The organism is Nocardia heshunensis (assembly GCF_054782115.1).
Window position 1 is genome coordinate 216,879 of record NZ_BAAGTC010000004.1, and the last position, 15,588, is coordinate 232,466.

The following is a 15,588-nucleotide window of genomic DNA, read 5'->3' on the forward strand; positions in this document are numbered from 1 at the left end:
CTGAGTTTTCACAGCACCGCCTGGGTGGCCGCGACCACCTCCGAGAGCAGGGGCAGGGATTCGTCGCGCTGGGGTGCGCGCGCCCACCAGCGGCCCTCGTGCGTGTGACGGCCGAATCCGGTGGGCAGGATGACATTACTGCGATGCGGGCCTAGATCGATGCTGCTGCGTTCGAGCACCTCGAGGCATTCGTCGGAGGGATAGCCGTCGAAGACCGCCAGGAAGGTGCGGCGCGGCGGCTTGTCCCGGACCAGCACCGGACCGGCGAATCCGCGACCGACCAGTTCGTCAAGAATCAAGGCCCCCAAGGCTTCCGGCGTATTCAGGGCAGCAATCGTGTCGTTGAGCGGTAGCACCACGAATCCGGGGGTGGTCACGTGTACGTGGGGCAGACCGAACAGGGAGCGGTACACCCGTGCCCACTCCTGCGGGGTCGTCAGCTCGTCCTCGTCCAACCGCACATTCCACCCCTCGTTCGGGCCCTGCTCCAACGACGGCGATGTCAATCCCCAGTGAAAACCCGGAACCCGCACCGCACCACCGGTTTGGGTGAATCGTTCGCAAACTGTCGAGAACTTGCGACGCGGCGGTGGTTGCCAAGTCCGCTGAACGGTCTGTTTCCGGGGTAGCCTCGGGGGTAGAGACAGACGTACCTACCAGGAGGTTCGTCATGCCCTGCGATTTGATGCTGATCGCCTACGACGGTTCCGAGAACGCCCGGCGGGCCGTCGAATACGCGGGTCGGTTCCTGGCGGCCAACAGAGCCGTCGTGCTGACCGCGTGGGAGCCGATGGTGCGGCAGGCCGCGCGACTGTCGGGGTTGTCCGGGGTGATGCAGCCCGAATGGATGGCCGACGACGAAATAGCCGACGTCGCGCTCGTGGACGCGAAGAATATCAATGCCGAAGGAGTGCGCCTGGCCAAACTGGCCGGTCTCAACGCCGAGGCGCGCACCGTGGAGTGCACCACCACCATCTGGACGGCCATCGTGGAGGTGGCCGACGAGCTGGATGTGGACATCATCGTGGCGGGCACCCGCGGGGCCACCGGGATCCGCGCGCTCATGCATTCCAGCGTCGCGGACGCGGTGCTCAAACACTGTCACCGGCCGGTGCTGATGGTGCCGCCGGGCCGGGAGCCGGACGCGAAACGCGCCTGAACGCCGCAGTCCGGCACCGGAATTGCGGGAAATACGCTGGGCCGCAAGGCGTTCGCCCGTGGGTGACCTCCGGCACCGTGAGAGATGCGTCGCTCCCCGGGCGTCGGCGCCGACGGCCGGGACTATGTTCGGACCATGGACGGATTTCTGCTCGCGACACCCGACGGTGTCGTCCGCACCTCGGGCACCCGCGCCGCCTTCGCCTCGGCGGCGGCAGCGAGCGCGGCACTGCGCTCCGGCGCACACGAGCTGATCGTGGGTGCGCTGCCGTTCGATCCCCGCCGTCCCGCCGCCCTGGTCGCCCCCGAGCAGGCCGCCCATACCGCCGGGCCGTGGCGTCCGGCGGCACTGCCTGATCTCCCGGAGGTCCGGGTGATCTCCGAAATGCCCAGTGCCGCAGAGCATGTCGCACGGGTTACCAAGCTGGTCGAACTCCTGGCGGATCCCGGGCAACCCCTGCGCAAGGTGGTGGCGGCACGGTCGCTGGTGGCCGAGGCGGCGGCCCCGCTGGAGGCCGAGGTGATCGCCGGGCATCTGGTGACCCGGCATCCGCGCGCCGCCGTCTACGCCGTCGATCTCTCCGCCGCCGGACGCCCCGGCGAGACCCTGATCGGCGCGACACCCGAGGTCCTGATCTCCCGGCGCGGCCACACCGTCACCCTGCATCCGCTGGCCGGGACCCTGCCCCGGCTCGCCGATCCGGACGCCGACGCCGCGCAGGCCCAGGATTTGCTGGCCAGCAGCAAGAATCGCGAAGAGCACGCCTACGTCATCGACTGGATCCGCGAGCGGCTCGCCCCCGTCTGCGTCGAACTGTCCATCCCCGACGGCCCCGAACTGCTGTCCACCCCCGAGGTCTGGCACCTGGCCACCCCCATCCACGGCCGCCTCCGCCACCCCGCCACCACCGCACTCGACCTGGCCGTTCTGCTGCACCCCACCCCCGCCGTCTGCGGCACCCCCACCGACCTCGCCCTCGACGCCATCGGTGACCTGGAAGGGGACCGCGGCTTCTACGCGGGCGCGGTCGGCTGGTGCGACACCGCCGGCGACGGCGACTGGTACGTGGCCATCCGCTGCGCCGAACTCTCTGCCGACACCCTCACCCTCCGCGCCTTCGCCGGCGGCGGCATAGTCGCCGCCTCCGACCCCCACGCCGAACTCCACGAAACGACAGCCAAACTCCACACCTTCCTCGGCGGACTGCACTGCCCGATTCCGGAATAACCCAGCAGCGTTTTCCGTACGCCGAGGCACCATCCGCTAGAGTGCCGGGGAGGCTGGGCCGTTGGCCCGGTTACGCATGCGTCCGATGTTGGGAGTACCGCGATGAAGTTTGCCGTTCCTGGTGCAGCGAGTGCTGTCGGCGGAGCCCTGGTCGGGCTGGCGGCGGTCCTGGTCATCACAATGGCGGCTTCGCAGGACAAGCGGCCCGATATCGACCGCAGTGGCGACGCGGGCTCGTCGCTATTGAACAACGTTGAGTACGGCTCGCGCTGACCGGCTGACCTCCGAACCAGGCCACACCGCACCGCTGGGCCGCCGCTGGCTGTTCGGCAGTGTCATCGCCGCGTTCCTGCTCACCTTTCTGCAGTCACCCGGGCAGACGGTCGCGGACACCAAATACGACCTCGCCCAGAATCCGCTCGGATTCCTTTCCCGCGCTTCGCATCTGTGGAGCAGCCAGGCCCCGATGGGGCAGGTCCAGAACCAGGCCTACGGGTACTTCTTCCCACACGGCGCGTTCTTCTCCCTCGGACACATTCTCGGCCTGCCGGGCTGGGCGACCCAGCGCATCTGGTGGGCGCTGCTGCTGCTCGCCGGATTCTGGGGCATCATCCGACTCTGCGAGACGCTGGGCATCGGCAGTCGCGGCTCGCGGCTGATCGCCGCGGTCGCGTTCGCGCTGTCACCGCGCGTGCTCACCACCCTCGGCTCGATCTCCTCCGAGACGCTGCCCATGATGCTCGCGCCCTGGGTACTGCTCGCGCCCGCCGCCTTGGGCGTGGCCCTCAAGCGCGCGGAGAACGACGACGCCCCGCTGCCGCGTCGCGGGATGGCGACTCCCGCCGGTAGTGCGCTGGCGCTGGCACTGATGGGTTCGGTGAACGCGGTCGCCACCGCCGCGGCATTCCTGCCCGCGGCGCTGTGGTGGATCTCGTTCAAACCCAATCGCGCCTGGTGGCGGTTCACCCGCGCCTGGATTCCCCTCCTGGCACTGGGCACCTTCTGGTGGGTGGTGCCACTGCTGTTGCTGGGCAAGGTGAGTCCGCCGTTCCTGGACTACATCGAATCCTCCGGCGTGACCACGCAGTGGGCCTCGCTCGGTGAGGTGCTGCGTGGCACCGACAGCTGGACGCCGTTCGTCTCACCGGAACGCATCGCGGGCGCGGTGCTGGTCACCCAGCCCGCCGCGGTGCTGGCCACCGGCATGCTGGCGGCCGCCGGGATGGCCGGACTCGCCTTGCGCTCCATGCCGAATCGGGGTCGGCTGGCGCTGATCCTGCTGGTCGGCCTGGTCGGCATCTGCGCGGGCTACGCGGGCGAACTCGGCGGCCCGTTCGCCGAACAGGTCCGGGTGTTCCTGGACTCCGGCGGCGCGCCGCTGCGCAATGTGCACAAGCTGGAGCCGCTCATTCGTTTGCCGCTGGTGCTGGGCCTGGCGCATCTGCTGGGCCGGGTGCCGCTGCCGGGTTCGGTGCCGATGCCGGTGTGGCGCAGGGCCTTCGCGCATCCCGAGCGCGACAGGATGGTCGCGGTCGGGGCGCTCATCCTGACCGCGCTCGCGCTGTCCACCTCGCTGGCCTGGACCGGCAAACTCGCCCCGCGCGGCAGCTACGACCACGTGCCGCAGTACTGGCAGCAGACCGCGGATTGGTTGGCGCACAATGCCTCCGACACCCGCGCCCTGGTGGTGCCGGGCGCGCCGTTCGCCAGCCAGGTGTGGGGCCTGACCCGCGACGAACCCCTGCAGGCGCTGGCGAGCACGCCGTGGGCGGTGCGGGACGCGGTGCCGCTCAATCCGCCCGGCGCGATCCGGGCCATGGATTCGGTGCAGCGGCTCATTGCCGACGGGCGGCCCTCGGCGGGCCTGGCGGCCACCCTGGCGGGGCAGGGCATCGGAATCCTGGTGCTGCGCAACGACCTCGACCCGGATACCGCGCGCTCCACCTGGCCGATGCTGGCGCACCGCGCGATCGAGGGCTCCCCCGGTCTGGAGAAGGTCGCCGAATTCGGTGACCCGGTCGAGACGGGCCGGGTGGAGGGCCTGGTCGCGGACGGCGATCTGCGGCCGAACTACCGGGCCATCGAGATCTACCGGGTCGAGGCCGCTCAACCCGGCACGCCCGCCGAGGTGCACAGCGGCCTCGGCGCGCCGACCTCGTTCCCGGGCGCGTTCACCGTGCCACTGAACAGCCTCCAGGTCGTCCAGGGCGGGCCGGAAGTGGTGGAACGGCTGCGCCGCAATCCCGCGACGCCGGCCGGACCGATGCTGCTGGCCGCCGACGCCGCGGCCGCCGGGCTGCCCGCCGACGGCGTCACCATCACCGACACACCGATGGATCGGGAAACCGATTTCGGGCGCGTCGACAACCACAATTCGGCATTGCGGGCGCCCGGCGATGCCCGGCGCACCCACAACCTGGTCCCCGACTACCCGGTGTACGGCGCGCAGCTCGTGGAGGGCGAATGGTCCGGCGCGACCATCACCGCCTCCAGTTCCGCCGGTGACGCCACCCAGCTGGGCGGGGCCGCCCCCGGCAGTTCCACCGCGGCCGTGGTGGACGGCGACCCGGCCACCGCGTGGATCTCCAACGGCGCGGAACACGCTGTGGGCCAATGGCTCCGGCTCGACCTGGACAAGCCGATCAGCTCGGCGGTGCTGCGCCTGACCACCAGCGCCGCCGCCATCGGCAGCCCGGTGAAGTGGGTGGAGGTGGAGACGGCCAAGGGCACGGTGGCCGCGCGCATCACCGAACCCGGTACGCCGACGTCGATTTCGCTGCCGCCGGGCGCTACGGGCTGGATCAAGGTCACCGCCATGAACACCGAAGACGGCAGCGCCGGTGGGCAATTCGGGATCAGCGAGATCGCCGTGGACGACTACGCCGACCGCGACAACCCGGTGACCCTCGATATCCGCCACCGCACCGTGCTGCCGCCCGCACCCGCGAACTCCCCGGTGCGCGGCTGGGACCTGGGCCAGGAATTCCCCGGCCGCAGTGCATGTTTCGACTCCCCCGACCGCGTCCGCTGCAGCAAGGGCCTGGCGCTGGCCGCGGAGGAACCCGGCCTGTTCGAACGCACCCTGCAGGTTCCGCAGCCGCTCACGGTCACCCCGGATCTGATCGTGCACACCCGGCCCGGCCCGGCGCTGGAGGCGCTGCTCACCGATCCGGACCGCCCGATCGCGCGCGGGCAGGCCGATGTCGGCGACCCGCGCGGTTCCGCGCTCGCCGCCACCGACGGCGACCCGCGCACCAGCTGGACCGCACCCGAGACCAGTGTGCGCAATCCGGCGGGCGCGAAACCCACGCTCACCATCGAACTTCCGGCGCCAACCCTGGTGACCGGGCTGGAAGTGTCGCCCTCGCGCGGCGATCTGCCCGCGCACCCCACCTCGATCTCGGTGAATCTCGGTGACGGCCCGCAGGTGCGCGCGGTGAACCCGGACTCCGGCGCGGTCAGCCGGGTGGAATTGCATCCCTACGTCACCGACCGCATCGAGATCAGCATCCAGACCTGGGATCCGGTACTCGACCGCACCGCACTGGGTTTCGCGCAGGAGCAGCCGCCGGGCCTGGCCGAGGTGAACGTGCTGGGTCCCGATTATCCCGCGCCCGCCGACCCGAACCGGCCGATCACCATCGACTGCGCGCACGGCCCCACCATCGCCGCCGCGGGCCGCACCCTGCACACCACCGTGACCGGCACCGCCGCCGAATTGCTCTCCGGCGCACCGTTGCCCGCGACGGTGTGCGCGGCGGACGCCACCGAACCCGGGACACCGGCGGAGGCCGACTCGGGCTTCGAGTTCCCTTCCGGGCGGGTAGATGTCGCGGTCGCGCCGACCGAACTGTTCACCGTCGACGAACTGCGTCTCGACCGCGCCCCGGCGCTACCGCCGGTCGCCGACCCGAAAGGCACGACCGGAACCCAGGTACTGGTGCTGCCACTCAGCACGAATGTCGGCTGGCAGGCCCACACCGCGAACGGCGGCACGCTGAAACCGCTGGTGATCAACGGCTGGCAACAGGGCTGGCTGGTGCCGCCCGGGACACAGGGCCCGATCACCGTCTCGTTCCCCACCGACCGCTGGTATCGCCTCGCCATTTTCGGCGGCCTGCTGCTGTTGCTACCGCTGATCGTGCTGGCGCTGCGGGGTGCGCGATCCTCCGTTCGCGACGACGGCCCACCGCCGCGCACCTGGCGCAGCCGCACGGTCGCCGGGCTGGGTCTGGCCGCCGCGGCCGGGCTCATCGCGGGGCCGATCGCCTTGGTGCTCACCGGAATCGGCTTGCTCGTCGATCATCTGAGCCCGAGCCGCTGGCCCCGGGTACTTGTCGCACTCGCAGGTGGCGGCACCGCGATCTGTGCGGCCGCGCTCTCGACCGGTCCGTGGCGGTCGTTCGAGGGTTATGCCGGTGGCTCGCTGTGGGTGCAGTTCCCGGCCCTGGTCGCGGTGATTGCGGTCGGCCTGGCGGCGCTACCCGACAAACGCTGAATCAGCCTGCCGCTCAGCCGAAGCGGCGGCGCGTCCACTGCCGGACGGGTTCCTCCACGAGCGCGAAGCTGGCAGCTGCCAACGGCAGCGTGAACGCGATGGTCAGCACGTAGACGATGACGAAATGCCCGCGGAACGGCACGATGCCGAAGACCGGAAAGATGATCGACAGCACCGCCAGATGCCAGATGAAGATGCCGAAGGACCAGCGCCCGAACGTCGCGGCCACCCGGCTCTCAAGCCAGCGGTGCCGCCGGTCCGGCCGCAGCACCAGCGGAGCCAGCAACCCGAAGCCGATGATCGCGCCGAGCACCATCTTGGTGGCGTACTGCCACGGCTGACCGTGGGTCAGGCCCCGGAGTCCGGCCAGATTCGTGGTCGCGAGCAGCAGAGCCGCCAGCGCCAGCGGCCACATCAGCAGGTGGTTTCCCGCGATCCGCCGCAGGCGCGGGATCGCCAGGTCGGCGAGCTCGGCCAGCAGCATGCCGGTCGCGAACCACGGCAGATAGGCGGGCAGCCAGTTGTCGGCATGGATGCCTTCGGGGGTGGGTACGGGCAGCAGGTTCCAGCCCAGGAAGAGCAGTCCGAAGCCGAGCACCACCGGGACCCGGAACCGTGCACGCTGCCCACGCAACCAGACCAGGGCGAACGCCAGTAGCGGAAGTAGCAGGTAGAAGGCCACTTCCACCGAGAGGCTCCACATCTGGGTGAGCCCGTCGGTCAGCGTGAACGGCACGAACACCTGCAGCAGCGCGAGATTGGATACCCACACCCGCAGCCCGGCGGTGTGCGCTGCGCTGGGCAGCAGAATCAGCACCGCGGTCACCACCACCCAGTACGCGGGCAGGATGCGGGCCGCGCGATGCAGCAGATACCGCGCGGCACTCGGTGCTTTTCCTGCTTCCCGGGCCGCTGTCGCGTGCGGCCGCCAGAGCAGAAAACCCGACAGCGCGAAGAACACCGCGACCGCCATGTCGAATCGCTCCCACACCCGGCCCAGCAGCGGCTGTCCCGTCGCGCCGGTCTGGAAGGCCACATGGGTGAGGACCACGCCCAGCGCGGCCAGTGCGCGCATACCCTCGAGTGCCGGAACGAACCGGCCGAGCCGATGTTCGGCCGGAACTCCGGCCGGGATCGGGCCCGCATCAGGGTTCAGGGTGGTGGTCATCGGGTCCCAGTCTGCCTTGTACCCGTTTATGTGAGCATTCGCCATTTGACTTGGGGGATTTTAGGGGTGTTTTCCTGACTCGGCCGCACTCTTGGACCGCTCGGACTGTTAGTGTCTGGGCTCACGAGTGCTGCGCGGCGACCGTAGTGCTGGACGAATCACGTGTTCGACGACGAGGAGAACCTGCATGGCACTCAGTGCCGGTACCCGAAGGACGGTGGCCTGCGTACTCGTGGGAATCGGTGCGATGCTGCTCGTCGCCGCGATCATGATCCCCACCTATACCGTGAGCCGCCTCGCGAAGACCCCGCTGGACCTGGAAATCACCACCGTCGCGACGAATCCGCAGAACGGTGCCCCCAGTGAGGTGCTCGACGCCAAGTCCCTGACCTCGCCCACCGGGGCGGCGAAGGTGGACCAGAACGTCCCGCTCGTCTCGCAGCGCTTCCTCACCATCGAAAACCCGTCCAATGCTTCGGAATTGACGATCCAGGCCGGTCAGACTCTGCGTCGCACGGACAAGCAGGGCGACACCGGCCTGCTCACCGCGACCATCGACCGCGTCACCGTGGACCGCAAGACCGGTGAGCCGGTGGACTCCGTGGACGGCGGCCCCAACGGCTCGATCGCGGTGACGGTCGACAAGAAGGGCGCGGCCGTCATGGACCCGGTGCAGCACACCGGCCTGCAGTACCGCTTCCCGATCGGCACGGACAAGAAGACCTACCCGTACTTCGATCTGAACGCGCGCAAGACCTTCGACATCAACTACGTCGAAGAGACCGAGATCAACAACCTGAAGGTCTATCACTTCCAGATGACCGTTCCGGCCACCGATCTCAACTCGGTCGCCAACTCGGCGACCAACCGGCTGACCCTGCCCGCCGCCAAGTGGGGCGTGGACGGTGACGGCGACGTCGCCATGGACCGCTACTACACGAACGTCCGTGACCTGTGGGTCGAGCCGGACACCGGCACGGTCATCAAGGGCCAGGAGCAGATTCACCTGTACTACGCCCGCAGCGGCGACAAGCCCGAGGTGACCGCGCTGAAGTCGACCCTGGTGTTCGACGAGAACACCATCGAATCGCAGATCTCGGTGGCCAAGGACAATATGGACAAGCTGGCGCTGTACGGCCGCATCCTGCCGATCATCCTCGGCGTGCTGGCCGCGGTCTTCCTGATCCTCGGCGTCCTGCTCGGTGTGCTCGGCAAGAACGGCAACGGCTCCACCCCGGTCCGTCGCCCCGCCCCGGCTCCGGCCGGTGGTCCCGGCGGCAGCTTCGATCCGCCGACCCAGCAGATCGACATGAACAAGAAGCCCTAGCGGCTCCCGTTCGATCAGCGGCCCAGCATCTTTCCGAAGATGCTGGGCCGCTGTCGTTCCACCTCCGCGCCAGGGGTGCACACCCGGACTCACAGCCGGTGATGGCAGCATTGCGGGCGTGTCTGCCGTTCGTCGTCTGCCCGTGGTCAAGGACCTGACCTTGGTGACGGCGGGGGCGATGACCGCGAATGTGGCCGGTTACCTGCTGCAATTGCTCGCCAGCCGGTGGCTGGGCGTGGGTGGCTACAGCTCGTTCGCGAGCCTGCTGGCCGTGCAGATGCTCTGTGCCGTGCCCGCGCTCGCGCTGCAGAACGTGGTGGCGCGCGAAGTGGTGCGGGGTGCGCCCGTCGCGGCGGCCCGGGGCCTCACGCTGCGCTGCGCGGGTCTGGTGACCGCGGCGGCGCTGGTGCTGGTACCCGTGGTCAGCGCGGTGCTGAAGGTGAGCTTCGTGGCCGCGGGAGGCGCGATGTGCTCCGCGCCGATGCTGGTGCTGCTGGCCGGTGAGCAGGGAATTCTGCAGGGCCGCAGCCGGTTCCGTGAGCTGGCGACCGTGCTCGGCGGCGCGGCCGTCATTCGGATAGCACCGGCGCTGATCCTGCTGGCCTGCGGCTTCGGCGCCGCGCCCGCCCTCTGGGCCGGAGCGGCCGGAGCGGCGGTCGCCGCGGCGACCGCTCGGCGCATCACCGATGCCGCCGTCTCCGATCGTTCCGCCGACGCGCCTCCCGCGGCCACCTGGGGTCTCGGGGTGGCGGCGGTTTTCCGGGCGGTGCAGGTGCAGGCGGCGCTGACCGCGCTGTCGGCGGCGGATCTGCTGGTGGCGCGGATTGTGCTGGACGAGAACGATGCCGGGCGGTACGCGCTGGGGGCCATTGCCGCCAAGATCGCGTTCTGGTTGCCGCAGGCGGTCGGGGTGGTGCTGTATCCGCGGATGGCGCAGCCACAACATTCGGTGCGCGCCATGCGATCCGCGCTGGCGGTGCTGCTGGGTATCGGGGCGGTGACCGTACTGGGTGCGGCCGCGGCGGCCCCGCTGGCGCCCCTGTTCGCCGGACAGGATTACGCGCCGATTGAAGGACTGCTGTGGTTGTTCGCGCTCGAGGGGGCACTGCTCGCCGTACTACAGGCGGCGCTGCTGTCGGCGATCGCGGCGGATCGGACGGCTCCGGCCGCGATCACCTGGATCGGCCTGGCCGTCGGCGTGGTCGTCATGCTGGCCGGTGCGCATTCGGTGCTGTCGCTGATCGTCATCGCCACCGTGACCGCGGCGGCCACCACCCTGGTGATCACCGGCGTGGCCCTGCGCACGGCACGCGACGACGCCGAGCATCGTTCGCCGGTCCCTGATCTCGAAGTGGGTGGGACGTAGGGTGCCGAATGTGAATGCGGAGGGTCACAAGCGGTGGTATCGGCTGGTCCCGGCGGGCTACAGCCTGGCGCTGGCCGCGCTCGTGCTGGGCCCGCTGTTCGGACCGGGCTACCTGCTGCTGCGCGACGCCGTCAGTACGCCGCGCTCGTATCTCACCGATTCGGCGCTCGGGCTCGGTGAGGCGGCACCGCGCGCGGTGCCGCAGGACGCGTTGATCGCCACCCTCTCCTCGGTCGTGGACGGCGGCATCATCGTCAAAGCGATACTGCTGGCGGCCGTTTGGCTGGCCGGGTGGGGCGCGGCGGCACTGGCCCGGGACCTACTGCGGGTCTCGCTGGGCCCGCAACTGGTGGCTGCCACCGTCGCCATCTGGAACCCGTATGTGGCCGAACGCCTGCTGCAAGGCCATTGGAGTCTGCTCGCCGGGTATGCCGCCCTGCCCTGGATCGCCCTGCTGGCGGCCCGATTACGCGCCGCGCCCCCGTCCGGTACGGCCGGTACCTGGGCGGCGCTGATCGGTTGTCTGGCGGCCGCGGGCCTCACCCCGACCGGGTCGCTGCTGGCGGGTGGCCTCGCGGTAGTGCTGGTGGGTAAGCGGAATCTGCCTGCGACCGTGACGTTCTGGATTCTCTCCACCGCGCCCTGGGTGATCGCGACGGCGCTCTCGGGCACCGGGGCCGCACCCTCTGATCCGGCGGGCATCCCCGCGTTCGCCGCCCGCGCCGAACCCTGGCTCGGCACCCTGGGCAGCCTGGCGGGCCTCGGCGGCATCTGGAACAGCACCGCGGTACCCGATTCGCGGACAACGTTTTTCGCCTTGATCGGAACGGTGCTGCTGCTGGCGCTGGTGCTCACCGGGCTGCGCGCGGTCCGCGACTCCGGACGAGTCGCCCGGCGGCTGATCTGGTTGGCGGTCGCGGCGATCGTGCTGCCCGCGCTGGGCGCGACCGGCTGGGGGCTGTCGGTGGGCGAGTTCCTGGTGACCCGGGTGCCCGGCGCGGGACTGCTGCGCGACACCCAGAAGTACGTGGCCCTGGCGATGCCCGCCTACGCGCTGTGCGCGGCGGCCGGGTGCCGGGTGGTCGGGCGATGGCTGTCGACGAATGTCTTCGACGGGCCCGGCGCGCGACCCGATCGGTCCCGGACCGGCGGGGCCGCAGTGCTTTTCATCGCCCTGCTGCTCATCGCGCTGCCGGATCTGGCCTGGGGCGTCGGCGGGGCGCTGCGACCGGTGCACTATCCGGAAGGCTGGCAGCGCGTGGCGGCGGCGACCGACGGGCCCGGCGATATCGCGGTCCTGCCGGGCGGCATATTCCGGAAGTTCGGCTATTCCGGTAGCGCGCCCGTGCTGGATCCGGCTCCGCGCATGATGCGCCGAGATGCGTTGCAGACGGGCGAACTTCCGGTGCGGGGCGGGGTGGTCGCCGGTGAGAGCAAGCAGGCGCGACGGGTGGAGAAGCTGCTGCTGCGCGGCGCGTCCCCGCGCGAACTCGCCCTGCAAGGGGTGGGCTGGGTGCTGGTCGAGGGCGGGACGCCCGGACCGCTCGGCGACTCGAAAAACACGTTGGCCCAACTGGATCCCGTCTACAGTGACGCGGATCTGCAGTTGTACCGGGTGCCGGGAACCATCACCACCGATGACGCCACGCCCGCCGATCGCCGCCTGTCGGGTGCCGCGCATCTGTTGTGGGCGACCCTGCTGGTCGGCGGATTCCTCACCGCGGCAGCGTATTCGCGAAGGACCGCCCCGGAAGAAGGCTCAGTCCTTGGGGAATCCGAGAGCGAAGCCGAAGCCGATCACGACGATGCTCACGAGCGCGATGACGAGAATGATCCACATACCCACTAACTATGCAGCGTAGTAGACCCGCCCGCTCGTTTTCCGAACAGCGAATCAGTCGCGCGCGGGCGCGATCAGCCCGCTGACCCGCTCCCCGCGGGTCACCGCCGACAGCACCTCGAAAACCCCGTTTCCGGTTTGCTCCCAAGAGAATTCACGCGCCCGCGCCCGCGCCTTCTCCCCCAGCACCGTGCGGGCCTCGCGATTGCCGAGCAGTTCGCCGACGGCCTCGGTGAGCGCGGCGGCATCGTCGACCAGCAGCCCGGTCACCCCGTCCACGATGGAATCGGTGAGCCCGCGCGAACTCCGGTACCCGACCGTGGGCACGCCGTGCTGCGCCGCCTCGATGACCGCCAGCCCCCAGCCCTCCTTGCGCGACGGCAGCACGTGCACCCAGGCGCGCGAGAGCAGCCGATGCTTCTCGTGCTCATCGACATGACCGTGGAAGGTGACCGCGTCCGCGATGCCGAGTTCGTCGGCGTGCGCGCGCAGATTGCCCGCCCACCAGCCGTCGCCGATCACGTCCAGGCGCAGTCCGGGATTCCGCTCGCGCAGCCCGGCCACCACGGCCATGGCGTCCTCGATCTGCTTGTGCGGCACCAGACGTGACAGCACCACGATGCTCGGATGCGCGGTGCGGGTGTCGTCGGCACCGGCGGGCACGCGGGCCGGAATCGGTTCGGCGCCGTTGCGCACCACCGCGATTCGCGTCCCGGCCACACCGAGGGCGGTCAACTCCTCCGCCGACGGCAACGACACCGTCAGATACTGCTCGTGCCGGTGCACGCGCGGCGAGAGCCGCGATTCGATCCACCAGCCGATCCGGCCGACCAGCCGCCCGGCCACCGGCCACTGCTCGCGATGCCCGTGATGCACCAGCACCACGGTCGGCGCGGCCGTCGCGGCCCGCGCGAAGAAAGGAATGCCGTTCTGGGTATCGACGACCGCATCCGGCCGCAGCCCTTTCAACGGGCCGACCCCGAGCCGTCCCAGGGCGATCGCCGCCAGCGCCCGCGGATACACGGTGAACCGGCCGCCACCGCGACTGATCTCGATGCCGTCCACCGATTCCCGCCGCGCCGCCCCCGGATACCCGGCGGTCCGCAGCGTCACCTTCACCCCGCGCGCGGCCAGCTGCGCCCCGACCTGCTCCAGATACCGCTCACTGCCCCCACCCTGTGGATGCCCGGTGTCGCGCCAGCACAGCAGCAGCACTTCACGCACGGGCGGATCTCCAGGGTCACGGTCGGGACGGACAGACAATGGGCTCCACCATATAGCCCGAGCCCGCACCACGGGCCAACAGTGGTCATCCGACCTGCACGGCCGCCTCTTGTCCGGGCCGGGGTGGGCTGTGGAAAACTGGCCGCCGTGCTTCAAGCCGATCGGACCACCAAGCGCCAGGCCGGGCAGCGCCCGCGATTCGCCCGCCGGGCGACGCTGCGCCGGTCACTACGGCTGCTGGGGAGTTTCCGGTTCGAGCAGACCGACCCGGCTGTTTTCTATGGCGGCGTGGCCACCGATACCGCGGAAATGGTGGGGGATTTCTATCGGGATCTGACCGGGGAGTCGCTGCGCGGCACGATCGTGCTGGATGTGGGTGGCGGGCCCGGGTATTTCGCCGACGAGTTCGGGAGCGCGGGGGCCCGGTATCTGCCGGTGGAACCGGATCCGTCGGAGATGCACGCGGCGGGGCTGCGGGTGGCGGGGTCGGTGCGCGGGTCGGGGATGGCGCTGCCGTTCCGTGATGACGCGGTGGAGATCTGCATCTCCTCAAATGTCGCCGAGCACGTGCCGCAGCCGTGGGTGATGGCCGAGGAGATGCTGCGGGTCACCAAACCCGGTGGGCTGATGGTCTTTTCGTACACGGTGTGGCTGGGGCCGTTCGGCGGGCACGAGACCGGGCCGTGGCACTACCTGGGTGGCGAGTACGCGGCGCGGCGGTATCGACGCAAGCACGGCCGGGAGCCGAAGAATCGTTTCGGCCGTTCGCTGTTCGCGGTGCGGGCGTCGGAGGGAATGCGCTGGGCGCACGAAACACCGGACGAGGTCGAGATTCTCGCGGTCTTCCCGCGCTACCACCCGCGCTGGGCGTGGTGGATGGTCAAGGTTCCCGGGCTGCGGGAGCTGCTGGTCAGCAACCTGGTGGTGGTGGCCACCAAGCACACGGGTCAGCGTTCGGCGTAACCGCGCCGGAAGACGCGGCGTAGACCGGTGCACGGTTCGGGTTCGCCCCACGGTGACTCCTGGGTAGCCAACCCGACGGTCTCCATCGCGGTCAGGCCGACCTGACCGGCCAGGGCATTCACCGCGGCTACCGCCTCGGCCGCCTGCAATGCGGCGGCGGCCTGCTCCAGCGTGAGGGTCCGGCCCGGCAGGAAGGACACCACCCAGCCGCCTGCGCCGACGCTTTTCGCCTGATGCGGGGTGAGATCACTGGTCATCAGCGACCGATCGACTACTTGCACCGCCATGACTCGGACTCCCCTGTGCGGTAACGGTTCATGAATCGAGCGAGCTATCCACGGTAGCTATAAAGCATGCTCGCTGCGCCCGTCGAATGCAATAGTGCGTTCGGTGAAAAGCGAACCGACAGGTTGGAATTCGATTTTTCAGAGTGCTGCCGGTTTGCCGCAAGGATGCGGAATCACTTGCGGCCCTGCACATCAGACGCCGATCAATCCTCCGGCAACACCAGTCGCAATACCGGCTGCCCGGTCCGCACTGTCGGATAGGTCGCCTCGGCCACATCGACCCGCCAGCCCGGTGGCAGCACCCGCTGCAACTGACTCGCGGCCCGCTGCATGGGCGTACTGATCGTGGGCAGGCCCAGATCCGCCAACTCGTCGAGCAGGAGGTCATCGGAGCGCACATCGGTCATACGAGTGATCTACCTTTCGCGAAGCTAATGCATAGCAACCGACCAGAACGGTGGAGAAAGGCGTGCAGAACCGAGCATAGGCCACCGCCTGGCTACCCAGAATTCGAATCGCGTTTTACCCC

General features: G+C 69.7%; 13 protein-coding genes. 8 read left to right on the plus strand and 5 right to left on the minus strand.

Annotated features, from left to right (window positions below):
* Positions 1-8 precede the first annotated feature (8 nt).
* Positions 9-461: a hypothetical protein gene (locus ACYVN4_RS13625; RefSeq protein ID WP_460720935.1), complete on the minus strand. Its 453-nt coding sequence runs from the start codon at positions 459-461 to the stop codon at positions 9-11.
* A gap of 209 nt (positions 462-670) precedes the next feature.
* Here ACYVN4_RS13625 and ACYVN4_RS13630 point away from each other — a divergent pair, with 209 nt between their 5' ends.
* The 4 genes from ACYVN4_RS13630 to ACYVN4_RS13645 all read left to right on the plus strand — a co-directional run bounded on the left by ACYVN4_RS13630 (position 671) and on the right by ACYVN4_RS13645 (position 6,884).
* Positions 671-1,159, plus strand: a complete 489-nt coding sequence (locus ACYVN4_RS13630; protein ID WP_460720937.1) for a universal stress protein — start codon at positions 671-673, stop codon at positions 1,157-1,159.
* A gap of 135 nt (positions 1,160-1,294) precedes the next feature.
* Positions 1,295-2,386 (plus strand): isochorismate synthase, encoded by a 1,092-nt coding sequence (locus ACYVN4_RS13635; RefSeq protein WP_460720939.1) that lies wholly within the window; start codon positions 1,295-1,297, stop codon positions 2,384-2,386.
* Between the two features lie 102 nt (positions 2,387-2,488).
* On the plus strand, positions 2,489-2,659 hold the full coding sequence (locus tag ACYVN4_RS13640) for a DUF2613 domain-containing protein (RefSeq protein ID WP_157389630.1): 171 nt from the start codon (positions 2,489-2,491) through the stop codon (positions 2,657-2,659).
* Positions 2,640-6,884 (plus strand): alpha-(1->3)-arabinofuranosyltransferase, encoded by a 4,245-nt coding sequence (locus tag ACYVN4_RS13645; RefSeq protein WP_460720942.1) that lies wholly within the window; start codon positions 2,640-2,642, stop codon positions 6,882-6,884. Before ACYVN4_RS13640 ends, ACYVN4_RS13645 begins: the two co-directional genes overlap by 20 nt.
* A 13-nt stretch (positions 6,885-6,897) precedes the next feature.
* On the opposite strand, the gene ACYVN4_RS13650 is transcribed toward ACYVN4_RS13645, so the two are convergent.
* Positions 6,898-8,052 carry an acyltransferase family protein gene (locus ACYVN4_RS13650; protein WP_460720944.1) on the minus strand — a complete coding sequence of 385 codons (1,155 nt, stop codon included), beginning with the start codon at positions 8,050-8,052 and terminating at the stop codon, positions 6,898-6,900.
* A 187-nt stretch (positions 8,053-8,239) separates the two neighbouring features.
* Here ACYVN4_RS13650 and ACYVN4_RS13655 point away from each other — a divergent pair, with 187 nt between their 5' ends.
* The 3 genes from ACYVN4_RS13655 to ACYVN4_RS13665 all read left to right on the plus strand — a co-directional run bounded on the left by ACYVN4_RS13655 (position 8,240) and on the right by ACYVN4_RS13665 (position 12,594).
* Positions 8,240-9,379, plus strand: a complete 1,140-nt coding sequence (locus ACYVN4_RS13655) for a PorA family protein (RefSeq protein ID WP_460720946.1) — start codon at positions 8,240-8,242, stop codon at positions 9,377-9,379.
* 178 nt (positions 9,380-9,557) lie between these two features.
* On the plus strand, positions 9,558-10,745 hold the full coding sequence (locus tag ACYVN4_RS13660; RefSeq protein WP_460722629.1) for a polysaccharide biosynthesis protein: 1,188 nt from the start codon (positions 9,558-9,560) through the stop codon (positions 10,743-10,745).
* A gap of 10 nt (positions 10,746-10,755) precedes the next feature.
* The gene (locus ACYVN4_RS13665) at positions 10,756-12,594 is read left to right on the plus strand and encodes a hypothetical protein (RefSeq protein WP_460720948.1); all 1,839 of its coding nucleotides are present in this window, start codon (positions 10,756-10,758) and stop codon (positions 12,592-12,594) included.
* A 45-nt stretch (positions 12,595-12,639) separates the two neighbouring features.
* Here the strand turns inward: ACYVN4_RS13665 and ACYVN4_RS13670 are convergent, their stop codons facing one another.
* Complete coding sequence (locus ACYVN4_RS13670) at positions 12,640-13,809, minus strand: glycosyltransferase family 4 protein (RefSeq protein ID WP_460720950.1); 1,170 nt, start codon at positions 13,807-13,809, stop codon at positions 12,640-12,642.
* A 147-nt stretch (positions 13,810-13,956) separates the two neighbouring features.
* On the opposite strand from ACYVN4_RS13670, the gene ACYVN4_RS13675 reads away from it, so the two are divergent.
* On the plus strand, positions 13,957-14,772 hold the full coding sequence (locus ACYVN4_RS13675; protein WP_460720952.1) for a class I SAM-dependent methyltransferase: 816 nt from the start codon (positions 13,957-13,959) through the stop codon (positions 14,770-14,772).
* Here ACYVN4_RS13675 and ACYVN4_RS13680 read toward each other — a convergent pair.
* Complete coding sequence (locus tag ACYVN4_RS13680; protein ID WP_379358711.1) at positions 14,757-15,059, minus strand: hypothetical protein; 303 nt, start codon at positions 15,057-15,059, stop codon at positions 14,757-14,759. The genes ACYVN4_RS13675 and ACYVN4_RS13680 overlap by 16 nt on opposite strands.
* Positions 15,060-15,262: 203 nt before the next feature.
* Positions 15,263-15,466 carry a hypothetical protein gene (locus ACYVN4_RS13685; RefSeq protein WP_460720955.1) on the minus strand — a complete coding sequence of 68 codons (204 nt, stop codon included), beginning with the start codon at positions 15,464-15,466 and terminating at the stop codon, positions 15,263-15,265.
* Between the last annotated feature and the right edge of the window lie 122 nt (positions 15,467-15,588).

Coding starts and splice junctions, on each gene's coding strand:
- ACYVN4_RS13640 (WP_157389630.1), top strand. CDS start 2,489: ATGAAGTTTGCCGTTCCTGGTGCAGCGAGTGCTGTCGGCGGAGCCCTG.
- ACYVN4_RS13680 (WP_379358711.1), bottom strand. CDS start 15,059: ATGGCGGTGCAAGTAGTCGATCGGTCGCTGATGACCAGTGATCTCACC.
- ACYVN4_RS13660 (WP_460722629.1), top strand. CDS start 9,558: ATGACCGCGAATGTGGCCGGTTACCTGCTGCAATTGCTCGCCAGCCGG.
- ACYVN4_RS13685 (WP_460720955.1), bottom strand. CDS start 15,466: ATGACCGATGTGCGCTCCGATGACCTCCTGCTCGACGAGTTGGCGGAT.
- ACYVN4_RS13655 (WP_460720946.1), top strand. CDS start 8,240: ATGGCACTCAGTGCCGGTACCCGAAGGACGGTGGCCTGCGTACTCGTG.
- ACYVN4_RS13635 (WP_460720939.1), top strand. CDS start 1,295: ATGGACGGATTTCTGCTCGCGACACCCGACGGTGTCGTCCGCACCTCG.
- ACYVN4_RS13630 (WP_460720937.1), top strand. CDS start 671: ATGCCCTGCGATTTGATGCTGATCGCCTACGACGGTTCCGAGAACGCC.
- ACYVN4_RS13650 (WP_460720944.1), bottom strand. CDS start 8,052: ATGACCACCACCCTGAACCCTGATGCGGGCCCGATCCCGGCCGGAGTT.